The 14,224-nt window shown below is 62.5% G+C and carries 12 protein-coding genes; 3 read left to right on the top strand and 9 right to left on the bottom strand.

What is annotated here, in order from left to right:
* Positions 1 to 474: AAA family ATPase (locus R2855_14080; GenBank protein ID MEZ4532131.1), on the bottom strand; the 474-nt coding region annotated here is incomplete at its 3' end.
* A 245-nt stretch (positions 475 to 719) separates the two neighbouring features.
* On the opposite strand from R2855_14080, the gene R2855_14085 reads away from it, so the two are divergent.
* Positions 720 to 1,457, top strand: coding sequence for a hypothetical protein (locus tag R2855_14085; GenBank protein MEZ4532132.1), 738 nt, complete (start codon positions 720 to 722; stop codon positions 1,455 to 1,457).
* A 19-nt stretch (positions 1,458 to 1,476) separates the two neighbouring features.
* On the opposite strand, the gene R2855_14090 is transcribed toward R2855_14085, so the two are convergent.
* The 7 genes from R2855_14090 to R2855_14120 form a co-directional block, all read right to left on the bottom strand.
* Positions 1,477 to 3,225: an FAD-dependent thymidylate synthase gene (locus R2855_14090; GenBank protein ID MEZ4532133.1), complete on the bottom strand. Its 1,749-nt coding sequence runs from the start codon at positions 3,223 to 3,225 to the stop codon at positions 1,477 to 1,479.
* A gap of 181 nt (positions 3,226 to 3,406) precedes the next feature.
* The gene (locus R2855_14095; GenBank protein ID MEZ4532134.1) at positions 3,407 to 4,258 is read right to left on the bottom strand and encodes a TIM barrel protein; all 852 of its coding nucleotides are present in this window, start codon (positions 4,256 to 4,258) and stop codon (positions 3,407 to 3,409) included.
* Positions 4,259 to 4,300: 42 nt separating this feature from the next.
* Positions 4,301 to 5,956, bottom strand: coding sequence for a DHA2 family efflux MFS transporter permease subunit (locus tag R2855_14100; protein ID MEZ4532135.1), 1,656 nt, complete (start codon positions 5,954 to 5,956; stop codon positions 4,301 to 4,303).
* A 69-nt stretch (positions 5,957 to 6,025) separates the two neighbouring features.
* The gene (locus tag R2855_14105; GenBank protein ID MEZ4532136.1) at positions 6,026 to 6,487 is read right to left on the bottom strand and encodes a MarR family transcriptional regulator; all 462 of its coding nucleotides are present in this window, start codon (positions 6,485 to 6,487) and stop codon (positions 6,026 to 6,028) included.
* A 122-nt stretch (positions 6,488 to 6,609) separates the two neighbouring features.
* Entirely contained in the window at positions 6,610 to 7,413 is an 804-nt protein-coding gene (locus tag R2855_14110) for a glucose-6-phosphate isomerase family protein (GenBank protein ID MEZ4532137.1), read from the bottom strand.
* A complete protein-coding gene (hxlB, locus tag R2855_14115) occupies positions 7,410 to 7,973 on the bottom strand; it encodes a 6-phospho-3-hexuloisomerase (protein ID MEZ4532138.1) in 564 nt (187 codons plus the stop codon). Before hxlB ends, R2855_14110 begins: the two co-directional genes overlap by 4 nt.
* Positions 7,966 to 8,607 (bottom strand): orotidine 5'-phosphate decarboxylase / HUMPS family protein, encoded by a 642-nt coding sequence (locus tag R2855_14120; GenBank protein ID MEZ4532139.1) that lies wholly within the window; start codon positions 8,605 to 8,607, stop codon positions 7,966 to 7,968. Before R2855_14120 ends, hxlB begins: the two co-directional genes overlap by 8 nt.
* A gap of 1,027 nt (positions 8,608 to 9,634) precedes the next feature.
* Here R2855_14120 and R2855_14125 point away from each other — a divergent pair.
* Complete coding sequence (locus R2855_14125) at positions 9,635 to 10,966, top strand: alpha/beta fold hydrolase (GenBank protein ID MEZ4532140.1); 1,332 nt, start codon at positions 9,635 to 9,637, stop codon at positions 10,964 to 10,966.
* A gap of 24 nt (positions 10,967 to 10,990) precedes the next feature.
* Positions 10,991 to 12,874: an alpha/beta hydrolase gene (locus R2855_14130; protein ID MEZ4532141.1), complete on the top strand. Its 1,884-nt coding sequence runs from the start codon at positions 10,991 to 10,993 to the stop codon at positions 12,872 to 12,874.
* A 250-nt stretch (positions 12,875 to 13,124) separates the two neighbouring features.
* On the opposite strand, the gene asd is transcribed toward R2855_14130, so the two are convergent.
* Complete coding sequence (gene asd / locus R2855_14135) at positions 13,125 to 14,180, bottom strand: aspartate-semialdehyde dehydrogenase (GenBank protein MEZ4532142.1); 1,056 nt, start codon at positions 14,178 to 14,180, stop codon at positions 13,125 to 13,127.
* Positions 14,181 to 14,224: the final 44 nt, after the last annotated feature.

Raw genomic sequence — 14,224 nt, forward strand, 5'->3', positions numbered from 1 at the left:
CAATGGAGCGCGGCTGGTGGCAACCACAACCGGCCCAGTCACCCGTGTGAGCAACTCCGTAATCGCGCGCGACGCTCCGAGCACGTGCTCGAACCCGTCGAGGATGATCAGGATTCGCTTGTCGTCGAGCCGTTCGTGCAACCGGTCGAGCACGGGGGTATCGCGATCTTCGCGCAACTCCAGCGACTTGGCCAGCAAGCCGAGCACCAGTTCCGGATCACGCACAGATGAGAGCGAAACGAAAACGACACTGTCAGGAAAAAGCTCGCGCGAATCGACATAGAGCTGGGCGGCAAGACGCGACTTCCCAACCCCGCTCGGCCCAGTGATGGTGACCAACCGAACGGCGGGATCGGCGAGCATGGCCGACAACGCGGCCAGATCGTTCTGTCGCCCGAAGAAGGAAGAACGGAGATAGACAGGTTCGCCCCAGTCGACCTCGGCGTCCCACCCCTTCGTTTCCTGTAATGACATAACGGAATTGTACTTTCGTGGTCCGGACCAGTCCAGCGGGAATTATCTCACGGGATCGACAGAGGCACGGGGTGCTCGAGGAGCGAAGGGGGATAAAATCAGAACCCCAGGGTCTTCGACTTCGCGCTGGCTGTTCCGTTCCGAAGAACGGTTACCCATCGCGAGTGATGGATACCCTAGGGTTGACCTAGAAAGTATACCAAACGTGTCAGTCAAGAGTGTCGTCTGACCAGGAGTGCGTCTGAGTGGTGGCCCCGTATGTAGCGAATCTGGAGCGTCTGGTCTCGAAGCCAAGGCTCGACCGCTATCGTCCACAGGATGGCGAAGATCTCGAAACGGCGGTCAACTACTTATGGAACGTGGCGCTCTCCGAAGCATTGTTGCAAGGCATAGCGGCAGTCGAAGTGGGGCTTCGAAACACCGTTCACAACGCTATGACCATGTATTGCGGAACAGAATACTGGTTCCAGAGTGTGCTCAAGGAAGCGCAGATGAACGAAGTTCACGAAAAGTGGACCTTGCTGAGTCGACGGCATAAATTGCCTCCACGTCCCGGAAAGATCATTGCCGAGTTGACGTTCGGTTTCTGGCCGCCTCTGTTCGACTCGACCTATCAAGATCTTTGGTGGGACAACAGCGCCGCACTGTTCAAGGCTGCGTTTCCCTTCATACCCACTGGCGTACCACCACACTTGGCCATTGTTCGCAAGGATGTTTACCAACGAGTCGAAGCGTGCCAAAAACTGCGCAATCGGTTGATGCATCACGAACCGATATTCACCGGCTTGGTTCGACTCAACATGCCAATCCTGCCGCTGCCGACCATTCACCAATACATTGTCGACCTCCTGACATGGATTCATCCCGATCTCGTCCTGAACCTCGAGACCGTCGACCGTTTCGACCATGTGTTTACCAACGGAAGGCGCGAAATCGAGGACAACCTGAAAGAGAAGATCCAGGCGAAATACGGGACACTCTAGGCAGCAGCAAGTGCCCCGATCACATCACCCGGCGGTCGACCAGACGCTCGAAGGCATGCCCACGCCAGACAGGGATGCCGCAGAAGCGCTCTCCCTCAGGGCAGGTCGGCATCGAACCGGCGCGGGAACGCTGGACACAGGGCGGACCGTCCACATACTGCCCGACGATGGGGAAGCGTTCGCGCACCTGGGCGACTTCCTCGACCGCGGTCGAGAAGATCTCCCGCTGGGCGTCGAAGCAGAGCCGCTTGACCCATTTCCAGTAGTAGTTGAGCAGTGTGCCAGTTTCGTAGAAGCGCACCCGATGGCTGTTCGGCAGGAGATAGAGACTCCACTGCGGATCGACTCCCGCATCGAGCAGCGCGTTCTTGGCGGACCAGAGCGCGGTGACCGTTTCGTGGTACTCGCGCAACGCATCCGGGTTCCGTTGGATCGCCCAGGGAACCATCACATCCGGTTCACGGCGCTGATGCGCAAGCAACAGCGGACTCGACGAAAGCGTGCCGCGATGCCGCTGGTTCTGCGCGTCCTCTGCGCCGCTGATGCGTTTCTGGAATGTGAATGGAATGTGATTCATCGTCTGCATGAGCTTGGAGTTCATGCCGAGGAAGAGCGGGTGCCCAAGATTCGGATTCAGTTGCGGATCGAGCACCTGCGCGATGGCATCGGCATCGCTCAGCTCGGACGCGGCACGCGCCAGCACGGCGCGAATTGCGTTTGCCATCGTGGCTTCCGCGTTGGGATCGAATCCCGCCAACCGGCTCTGCTGCCAATCCCCAAGCGCGGCGTCATATTCCAGGAAGAACGCCTCGTTCGGAACGTCTGATAACGATTCCTTCCACGATTCGAAGGCTCTCGTCTCGATCGCATCGCCATGCGCAAGCTGCCGCAGATCGAGCGGCGCATCTGGCGCGCCGAGGAAATACGGATCGACCGCCAGCACCTCATCGACCATCTTGTCGACGATGTAGCGCACTTCTGCCGGAGCGTCCGGCTGGTTGGCCAGCACGTGGTAGCGCAGCAGGGTGAGGCCATTGACGGTGTGATAGAGATGACTCGGTGTCGCCAGCGGCAGCACATAGCGCGCCACTTCCTGGGCGCGTTTCTGCACGGCCGCATCGAAGCGCGCGACGGCTGCCGGAGTCGTGCCCTTGGATCGCGCTGGAAAAACCCTCGCGTAATCACGGGCGAAATCGGGCGTCAGGATCTCGACCAGACGCCGATAGCCCAGCAGGGCCCGCTCGATCGCATCGGCATAGATCTGCTGCTCGCGTGAGGGCAGATCGGGGATGAGGACGGTTTCACCGGTGACTTCGCGATAGCGTTGGGAAACCTGCTCCGAGTTGTAATAGGGATGCGAATGGAAGAACGACCAGATCGCCAGGCGGGAGACGTTGTCCAGCACGAAGGTAAAGCTGGCGTGCTGCATGGTCGTGTGATGCCCGGCGGCGAAGAGATCGCTATAGAGCCGGAGCGCGCGCGCTTGCCGGTTCTCGCGGTCCGCCGCTTTCTCCGGATCCATCCCGTCGGGAGCCGGTCCGATCAGCTTGCGAACGTTTTCGGCCTTGGCGGGTTTGCCGCCGTAGCAGCTCCAGGCCGCCGCAATCGCCACCGAAAAAGGATGCGCGGTCGATTCTTCGCGCAGCAGCGTGACCTTGGGAGCAGCGCCCACGAACGGAGAAACTGGATTCAACGGCGTTGCCGGAGGGAGATCGACGTCGGCGCGGATCGGTACAGGTTCGTTTGGACGGCGATTTGGCAGGCTCACAACCGCGCTCCATCATCGAGTGTCGGGAAAAGCGGGTAAGCGGGCTACTTCCCGTATCCAAGCAGCGCCCAAGTGTACGTACACAATCAGCCGGAACGCAATCGCATGCTTCGGTCGACCGCCCCTTTAGCGCAACACGCGGCCAGGGCACGTCCGCTGCTCTTCTCAAAGAGTAAATCAGCTAGGCAAAGACCCGCTGAACGATCTCCCATTCACGATCGAGCCAGTACCACTCATCGGGATCAGGTCCGTCATAGATCAACGCCAGCGGACCGGCGAAACCGGCGTCTCTGAGAACGGTGAGCGCGGCGCCGAAGTCCGCTTCGTCGGGCCCGGCAGCCGAAACGGCGCACTTTGCGTGGCACGTCTCCGCCTTCGCCGCGATCTTTGCCAACTCCGCGTGTTTCCGGGGGCCATGCCAGTTGCCGAGATCGATCAATAGACCGATCTGGTCGCCGGCAGCCTCCAGCACCGCGAAGATGGATTCGGCATCGGGCGTCATTCCCAACCAGTTCTCTGTCACGACCCGCACCGTGGGATGCCTGGCGGCCAACGCTGCGAGACTCTGCCCGCTGGAACGCAGCAACTCCTCGGTCGGAGCGCTTCGCCCGGCGCCGATGCGGGCACGCCGCGCTCCAAGCGCCGCGGCCGCCTCGAGCCAACCGTCATACCAGGCAAGCTGCACGTCTCTGTCCGGCGCGGTCAGATCGCCGTCATCGATCAAGAGGGTATCCAGCGAAATGCCCTGCCGCTCCAACGAATTCCGCACTGCGCGGAGATACGCCGGGTCGCGCGACTCGAGATGAAAATGGCAGATATGGAGCGTGGTGTACCCGCGCGCGGCAAGCTCTGGGAGCAGGTCGATCAGTGTCTGCTTGGGAGCGGCGCCAACTTGCGGCAGGAAGGGTCCGCCGTGAGCGGCGGATTCTGCGCCCGCGAACTCGCCGAGGGTGCGATGGAGCGACCAGGTGGAGACTCCTCGCTCGATGCGCGCACTCGGCGCCGCGCCGGTTTCATGCTCCGTACCAGACATCGTGTTCATGCTGCGTGTTGCCACTCGTCTCCCGCTTGCGCGCTACGCTGGATACGCTGTTTCATCCGCGAGCGACGCTTCCGCGCGCTCGATCCTGGAGGCGCTCGAAACGACCTGGATGACCTCTGCCGGACGCGGATTGCGCAGCAGCAGCGCCAGCAACGACGCGATCCCGCACGCGATCGCCCCAACCAGGAACGTGTTGTGCACTGCCAGAACGAACGACTCGCGCAGCACTTCGGTGACAGCGCCGATCTGTTCCGTCGGAATCAGGCCGAAGATCTGCGCGAACTGGTTCTGCTCCGCCAATTCCGTGATCTGCGGGACGACATCGGCCGGCAGCCCGAGCAATGCCAGGCCATCTTCGGTGTGCGCGCCCATGCGGGTTTGCAACACCGACCCCAGGATCGCGATACCGAGCACCTGGCCGATATTGCGCGTGGTGTTGAGCACGCCCGAGGCGCTGCCAGCCACCCGGGGCGGCACGTCCCGCATAGCGGCCGCGGTCATCGGTGAGAAGGTCATCCCCATGCCGATACCGGTCACGATCAGCGCGGGCGCCAGCGAGAGCGCGGTGGTGGAAGTGGAGGTTTGGCGAATGATGAAGAGGATGCCGAGCGCCATGATGGCCGTTCCGGCGCACAGCAGCCAGCGCGCGCCAATGCGATCGGACAAACGGCCAGCAATCGGCGCGCCCACGAGGATCATGAGCGACATCGGGGTCATGGCCAACCCCGCCTTGATGGGCGAGAAGCCGAGCACCTCCTGCAGGAAGAGGGTCATTGGGAAAAAGATGCCGAGCATGCCAAACGAGACGACCATGGCGATCACATTGGCCACGGTGAAGTTCCGGTGCTGGAAGAGCTCGATCTTGACGATCGGATCGGCTACCCGGCGCTCCCACCAGACAAAGAACCCGAGCAGCGCCGCGCTGGCGATGAACAGGCCGATGATCTTCGGGCTGGTCCAGCCGAGCCGGTTCCCCTCGATACAGGCGAAAACGAGACAGAAAATGCCCACCCCGGAAATGACCACGCCGGTCCAATCGATCTTGCGGCTCGCGAGCGGGTCGGTCGATTCCGGTACGATGCGATGCACGAGGTAGAGCGAGACGAGTCCAACCGGCAGATTGATGAGGAAGATCCACGGCCAGTCGTAGTTGGTAACGATCAGACCGCCGATGATGGGTCCCAGAATCGCGCCGATCGCCACCACGCTTCCCCAGATGCCAAGCGCGGCGCCCCGTTTCTCAGCGGGGAAATTGACGGTAAGGAGCGAGAGCGACTGGGGCATCATGAACGCGCCACCCACGCCCTGGAGCACCCGGAAGAAGATGAGGAGATAGACGCCGGACAGCCCGGTGCGGTCGCCGATCCACTCGGAAGCGCCACAGAGCACCGACGCGGCCGTGAAGATGGCCATGCCGATCATGAAGAACTTCTTGCGGCCGTAGATGTCGCCTAACCGCCCAAACGAAAGGAGCAGCACCGCGTAGGCGAGGATATATGAGTCCAGAATCCACTGGATTTGCGTCAGGCTGGCCCCAAGCGAGTCTTTGATCTTGACCTGCGCGACATTCACGACCGTGGTGTCCAACAGGAGCATGAAGACCGCGAGACAAAGCACGATGAGAATCTGCCAGGCGCGGCGGTCGTCGTGAATGGCGCCTCCGTCGTGCGCGGCAGCTGGTGAGCTCATGGTCGATCGTTCCCTTCCCAATGTTCTGGATTTCACAATGCTGAACGAAGCAGGAGCGCCGGCAAGAACCTACGTGGGCGTTGGCGAATTGGTTACGATCCCTGGATCGAAAACAGCGGCCAGCGCGCGAATCGACCGTAGAAAGCACTCCCGCTCATCCGGCGGTATAGACGCCAACGCCGCCTGTGCCTGCTCCCGGCGCAGATCGTGAATCCGGCGACCGTATCCAATCGCCGGTTCGGTCAACGCGACGAGCACCCGGCGACGATCGGACGGATCGACTGACTTCTCGACCAATCCCCGCTCGATCAGGCGGTCGACCAGTTCCGAGGCCGACGGCAACGATACCGCCAAACCACTAGCCAGTTCCCCCATCGATCGCTCACCGTTGTTGTAGAGATAGATCAGCGCTTTGACTTGCGGAAGCGTCAGTCCGCTGATGCCCCGATCGTTCATCAACGTGGCGTAGAGACCGCGCCCGATGACCGGCATGAGCTCGACGATTTCCTCGACCATCGCGACGTTCTGCATCGACGTCTCCTGCATGGATCCTCGCCGACCCTGCGAGTGCTACGGAGTCCGAAGGATTCGAAGGACGGCCGAAGTATAACGATGCGCCCACGAGCCGCGCTCCGGGCTATCGGTCCGCCTGACTAGAGCGAGATTCGACTCATGGTGGGGTTGGTGAGAAACGCGACCAGTTCCGGATGTTCGACGCCGAGCGTGTAGAGCGGGGTGCCCGGATGGAAAGGATCCAGATCAGCGGCTGCAACGACCTCGATCCCGTCGTCTACCTCGGGATACGCGTGGTTCCACTCCGCTTCGAAGGCATCGTCCTCACCGGGCACAGCCATGATGCGTATCGCGCCACCCCGGCGCGCGGCATACCCCTGATAGTGATTCGTGGATGCGGCGGCCACCAGGTCGGCGACCACCAATGGCGTCGTGCCGATATTGACCGTGACATGACCATAATCAGGCGGTATGACGACCCGATCGCCCGGCTCGGCGACGATCACGATCGCGCGATCCACCGCCGGATCGCCTGCCGGGTCGCCCGCCGCGCGTTGCAGGACGAAGGCCGCCTCGCCAGCCAGCACGTCATAGATCTCCGGCCAGCTCACCCCATTGCTATCCAGCGCGTGATAGTGCCCGGCCGTCTTCACGAACTCACCACCGACCTCGCCTGGCAACGTCACTGTCACGTCATAGCGCAACCCGTCTTGCCCCAGGCCCGATTCGTCCGCCAATCGCACATCACGATAGGTGAAATAGGCCACCGTGTCCGCACTCGCGGCGACCGCCTCCGGCGTGGCGACCACCGCGCGCAGATCGCCGAAACGGCGCTGCCCGGGACCCTCCCAGAACATCTCTCCCGTCAAATCAGCGAGATGACCTGTCTCCAGGTCGATGGCGATCGGAAGGCCGCTTAGAGCTGTGAGATCGAGCGTTGTCATTCGAGGTTGGCATGCCGTTTCGCGAGCGATGCGTAGCCGGTCGCGGCCTCGCCGGCGGCCAGCATCGAGACCATGGTTTCGAAGAGGAGAAGCGTCGTCTGCTCGAAAAGGCTCCCGCCATACTGGCGTGAACTGGAGCCCTGGAGTTTGTGTTGGGTTGGCAGCAGCACGATCGGATCGGCCAATCCAGCGAGACGGCTTTCCGCATTCGCCGTCACCGCGGCGACCTGCGCGCCCGTTGTTCTCGCGCTCTCGGCCATCATGACCACCGCGCCCGTCTCTCCCGAACCGGAAATGGCGATGAGCAAGTCGCCTTCTGCGATAGACGGTGTCGTGGTCTCTCCAACCACGAACGCCTGGTTCCCAAGATGCATCAGGCGCATGGCGAACATCCGCCCCACCAATCCGGAGCGCCCTTCACCCAGCAGGAACACACGCTGCGCGCGATCGATCGCCTCCAGCAGTCCGCGCACAGCGGCATCGTCCACGCGGGCGATCGCTTCGACCTGTTCGGCCAAAATCTCGGCAGCCTCGTCGTGAAACGCCAACCGGTCAGCCATCGATCACGCTCTGAATCCGGGACGCGGCCGCGACCGGATCGTCCGCTCCAGCGATAGACGACCCGACCACCACGATGGCCGGGTGATACTCGAGCACACCAGGCAGCGAATTCGCGTTCAACCCACCGGCCACGACGAGTTTCATCGTGGAGATAGCAGTCACCAGTCCGATCTCGGACATCAGATCGGTTCCGCCCGCCAACCGCGCGTCAGTGCCAGCATGCACGCCCATATAGTCGACGCCCAGCCGCTCCAGCTGCCCGACCCGCTGCGCGACATCATGGACCCCGAGCAGATCGGCAACGACTTCGAGCCCGCCCGCATGCGCTACCTCGACGACTCCGGACACCGTGGCATCGGCAGCCGTGGCCAGCACCGTCACCAATGCCGCCCCGGCATCGACCGCCAGCTGCGCCTCGAACGGACCGCCATCGACGATCTTGAGATCGGCCACGACCGGAAGTCCGGAAGCAGCGCTCAACTGCGGAATCACTCCAACACCGTAACGTTTGATAAACGGTGTGCCCGCCTCGATCAGATCGACCACGCCACGCAGCGACGCCGCCAGCGCGATCGCCTCATCGACGGTCAACGTATCGATGGCGACTTGGAGTTTTGGTCGTCGAGCTGTCAAGTGCGCGTCCTGGATCCGTTCAAGTGAACTGCTGAGCCGTTCGATCGACCTTGCGAAGATGCCAACGCCATCATCCCGGCAGAATCGATGCAATCGAACCGCAGGGCTGTGACGAGACAATCCGTCACGGCCGAAGGGCCCCGTCGAGAGGAGTGTATCCACCTTCTCGAACATGGCCCAAGCTGTCCGCCAATTCCACGGCGTCGACACCCAATCCCAAACCATTCTGACTTCTCAAGGCATTGGATCGGAACCTGGAACCCCGTTTTGAGCATGGCCGATCAATGGCGCCGGAAAGGAGACTGCGACACTACTTCCGTGACGCCGAGGGCGACCTGGTCCGATTGCGCTCGATTCATGAGCTTGATACTCTGTTACTGGTAATAACCTCTCGAGCAATCGAATCATCGTCACACACAGGGGGCATGTCTGTGGACCATCGCGTGTTCGATTTGCTTGTGTAAGCGTTCGCCACCTGCGGTTCCGGGCAGTCCGTCCCTTTGGGAGACGCGCTGGCGGCCATCAGGACTGCGATTTCCACGAAGTCGGTTGGCCCGCAGAGCGCCCTCGCGGCTGAAGGTCTTGCCGGAGATGGCGCCTCCATATTCGAATGGAACGGGTCCGCGTGCGGCATGTGCCGCGTGGGGTGAGACCGCCGATCGCCGAACGGCCAAGAACCCCACACGGCTTCGAGGCAGCCGACGGTACCCTGGTTTGCGCGACCGTGCGCGCCCTGCAAATCGCATCGATTCCACTCCTGAAACAACAGATAACCGAAGTGCACTTGGCGCGTTTCCGCCACGACGCTCGAGCAACATCGCAACAAGGAGGATCCTGCATGGCCGCACGTAGCCTGGTCGCATTGTTGGTGCTATCGCTCGTGTGCGGGCCACTCGTGCTGCAAAGCCCAGTGGCAGCACAGGACACCGGTGCAACGCCGGTTTCAGAGGCTTCCCCCCAAGCCGCTGCCACAAGCCTATTGGATTGGGCACCCTGTGAAGATGTGCCGGACACCGAATGCGCCTGGTTGCAAGTTCCCGTTGATCACAGTCAGCCGGACGGCGAGCAGATCAGCCTGCGCCTCGGACGCGTGCCGGCGCTCGACCCCAACACGCGAGAAGGGGCCCTGCTCCTGATTCCGGGGGGACCGGGCGCGGGCATCAACGAGATGCTGGCCGGCGCCTGGGGTATGCGCTCCGCCCATCATGTCGACGAGTTTCGCGAACGCTACGACGTGGTCACCTTCGATCCGCGCGGCATCGGCCAGAGCAACCCCATTCGCTGCGATCCCGATCTCGTTCCGCCTGTCTCGCAACCGACCGATGAAGCTCCTTCTGAAGCGGATTGGGTCGCGCTGGCCGCGACAAATGGGGAGTTCTACGCAAGCTGCTTCGAGGCGACCGGCAACCTGATGGCACATCTGTCGGCGCAGGACACCGCCGGGGATATCGAACTGATCCGCCAGGCGTTGGGCGAAGATCAGGGATTGATCGCCTATGCGGGCTCCTATGGCAGCGCCTATGCCGCCGCGTATCTGGAGCAATTTGGCGACCATGCGCGGGCAATGGTGCTCGATGGGGTGGTAGACCACAGCATCGATATGGCGACCTTCATGACGCGCAATGTGCTGGCGGTGCAAGATGCATTCGATCGGTTCAGCGCCTGGTGCGCCGCAGATGACGCGTGCGCGCTTCACGGGCAAGACGTTGGAGCGGTTTTCGATGAAGTCGTCTCGCTGGAGCCAGTGACCAAAACGATCGTGCCGCAGATGCTGGCGGGTGGCGCCGATCCGAATGCGGGTTGGGCGCTCATCGCTCAAATGCTGGCCGAAGTGCAGCAAGGCGACCGCACGACGCTGGAAGCCCTGACGGGCGTTGTGGGGCTGGCGAGCTCATCGGCCGATCCGTGGGTCGTGGCCGGGAAGAACGGTCTCTTCTCCGGGGTACTGTGTTCGAGTTTCGGTCCGCAAGAGGACTATGCGTCGCTGCTGGCTGCGTGGGAAGCGGTTGCGCAATTGGCGCCGCGGTTCGCCTGGAAGTTCTGGGACGGCACTCCGCTGGCGCACGGCACAGCCGGCACCGGAGATTGCGCCGGTTGGCCACTGGCAGCATCGAACCCACCCCATCCCCTGCAGATCGCGCCGAATTCGAAGGTCCTCGTGGCAAATCCCACCCACGACCCGGCCACGGCGTTGGCCAATGCGCTCTCGGTCTGGGGGCAGATCCCGCAGGCACGTCTGCTGCTGGCCGATGTCGACGGCCATCAAAGCCTGCTCCTTTCGCAATGCGCCTATGAGACCATGGCGAGCTTTATCGACGACCCAACGTCGCTTTCGTCGACAACCCTCTGTCCAGCCTGAACCGCGCTCGAAGGAGATACGACCATGTCGTCGCGCCGCACGCTTTTCTTGCTTTGTCTCGTTCTCCTCGTTGGCATCGTCGGGCCAGTCCAGGGAACTGCCGGCGCGCAGGATCTCTCGGCGGTCGAGCTCGAACCAAACGATTGTGAATTTCTGGTCCAGGGGGCGGAAGACCCTCGGCCCCGGTTGGGCGACATCTCCTGCGGCACACTCGACGTTCCGGAAAACTGGAATGAGCCGGAGGGCCGCCGCATCCAGATCGGATATGCCGTGCTGGAGGCCACCGGTGAAGCACCCGAGGCTGACCCAATCGTCTTCCTGGCCGGTGGGCCCGGCACCAGCCCGCTGACGAGCATCGAAGCCTACGCCAGCATCTTCGCCCCGCTGCGCGAAACGCGGGATATTGTGATCTTCGATCAGCGTGGCGCCCGGCTTTCATCGCCGTTGCGTTGTGAGGATTACAGCGCGGTGCTGGGGGTGGACCTGCCGCCTGAGGTGACGGAAGCGGCCGGCGTTCCCCCGGCAGGCCCACCGAGCGATGCGGCCGACCTGGATGCCGAGGCGCTGCTGCAGGCCGCGCGCGAGCAGTTCGGTCCGGCGGCACAAGCATGCGTGGCTGAGGCAACCGCCAAGGGCGCCGATCTGAGCCAGTACAACTCGATCTCCAATGCCAACGATGTGGTCGCGCTGGTAAAGGCATTGGGCTACGACGCGTACAACCTCTACAGCATTTCGTACGGCACCCGGCTGGCGCTGGAAGTAATGCGCTCGCATCCCGAGAGCGGGTTGCGCAGCGTCGTGCTCGATTCCACCTATCCGCCCGAAATCCCGAGCTACGAGCAATTTCCCCTGGAGCCGCACGAAGTCGTGATCCAGCTCTTTGCCGACTGCCAGCGCGACGCCAATTGCGCGGCGGCGCATCCCGACCTGCAGAACCGGTTCGTCGCCCTCCTGGCGCAGTTGCGCGAGCAACCGATCGGCGCGGCCGATGGCAGGTCCGTTTCCGACCGAGAGCTGATCGCGGTCATGCAGACCCTTGGGGGGAACATTCAAGCCGTTCCCTATGTGCCAGCGATGATCGCCGAACTGGAACGGGGTGAAACCGCGACCTTCGAAGGAATTGCCAGCGGATCGCTCTTTGACGTGCCGGACGCGGAAGCCTCCCCGGAAGCTGACGAGGCAACTCCAACTGAGGACCCAATCGCGTCCTTCTCCCCATCCCGGCAGCTCGTGCTCGGAATGGAGTCGGCGATCCTGGCCCAACCGGACGGAAACGTTCACCAGGTGTTGCGGGAGCTGGACTCGCTGCCGCATACGCGCCAATCGTTGCTGGATGTCATCGGGCGCATGGAGCAGCCCGAACTGCTTGCGGCGGCCGATGCGCTGAGCGATACAGACGTGGAGCAGGTCTTCTCGGTGATCGAGCAGGAGATCACGCTCGCGGATGTGCGCACGGTGGGTGTTTCAGTACCGCAGTTCTATTCGATCGAATGCAACGAGCGGATTCCGTTTCAGTCGCTCGCGGACATGGTGACGTTCGCGCAAGATCTTGCTATTCCGGAACTGGCGCTGGGGGTGCCCGAAACGTTTGCGAAGGTGTTCGCCATCTGCGAGTCGTGGCCCTCCGGGCGGGCATCGGATGAGACGCAGCAGCGGATCTGGAGCAGCGTGGCGACCCTGGTCCTGGCGGGCGCGTATGACAATCTGACCCCGGTCTCCTGGAACAAGTCGGCATTCACGACACTGCCAAACGGCGTCTTCGTGCTGGCCCCGATGGCGGGCCATGGGGTGATCACGTTCTCGTCCTGCGCCCAGGACGTGGCGACCGCCTTCGTCACCGATCCATTCGAACCGCTCGATGCGACCTGTTTCGAGGAGCTCACGCCCGACTGGGCGCTGCCGGCGTAGCGTGAACTTCCTGCACACATCAGGAAGCGGCTTCGCAGCACCAACTCTCCCGGCTCCTTCGACCAGTGAGCCGGGCACGCTCTTGCCTGGATGATTCATGAAGCGCTTCGAGGGCTGCCGCTCCGCGGAACTGGATACTCGGCAACCCTCGATGAATCAACCAAGACAATGAGTCGCTCGAGACAGACCGGCGACAGGCGAGGCTGGTGACAGCCTGCGCCGTGATCACTATGGGCTTGTCGACCGGGAACTAGACCGGCAGCAACCCTTCGACCTTGAAGAGCTCAGCATTCAAAATGCTCGCGCCGGCCGCGCCCCGGATGGTGTTGTGCCCGAGAAGCACGTATTTCACTCCCATGATCGGGCACTCCCGCAAGCGGCCCACCACCGAAGCCATTCCCTTCTCGGCATCGCGGTCCAGATTCGGCTGCGGGCGGTTCGGCTCCTCGCGCACGACGATCGGGCGCTTTGGCGCGCTTGGCAGATCGAGGATTTGCGGACGTCCCCTGAATGCCCGAAAGACTTCAGCCACTTCGTCCGGCGTGGCGCTCTGACCGAGCTTGACCGAAACCGCCTCCGTATGGCCGTCTCGCACCGGAACCCGTGTGCAGGTGGCGCTCACCACGACGGGATCGTACTGGAATCCGTCGTGCCACTTGCCGAGCAGCTTCTGCGTTTCCTCGGCCATCTTCTCTTCTTCGGTGCGGATGAACGGCACCACGTTGTCGATCATATCGAGCGACGGCACGCCGGGGTACCCCGCGCCGGAGACCGCTTGCAGCGTCGTGACCACCACCTGCTCCAGCCCGAACGCCTCTTGCAATGGCTTGAGCGTGAGCACCATGTGAATCGCCGAGCAGTTCGGGTTGGTGACGATGTACCCAGACCAACCGCGGTTCTTCTTCTGCGCCTCGATCGCGCGGGCATGGTCCGGATTCACTTCCGGAATCATCAGGGGAATGTCGTCGCCCATGCGGTGAAACGATGTATTGGAAAGCACCGCGTGGCCGTCCTTTGCCAGCCGCTGCTCGATCTCCTCCGCTACTTCACCAGGAAGAGCGGAAAAGGCGATCGGGCTGTCGATCTGGTCCGAATAGTCCTTCACCACCAGATCGGCTACCCCTGCGGGGACCGTGGAATCGAGCCGCCAATCGGTCGCCTCACGATACGGGCGCCCGACCGAGCGCTCCGACGCAACCAGTTCGGCCACTTCGAACCAGGGGTGATCCTGCAATAACTGCACGAATCGCTGCCCCACGCTCCCCGTGGCTCCGAGCACAGCGACTGGAATCTTCTTCGACGGCATCTTCCTGTCCTTCCTCGAGATTCTTCAAACAAGAAGGCGGTGGA

The sequence above is a fragment of the Thermomicrobiales bacterium genome (assembly GCA_041390825.1).
Taxonomy (GTDB): domain Bacteria; phylum Chloroflexota; class Chloroflexia; order Thermomicrobiales; family UBA6265; genus JAMLHN01.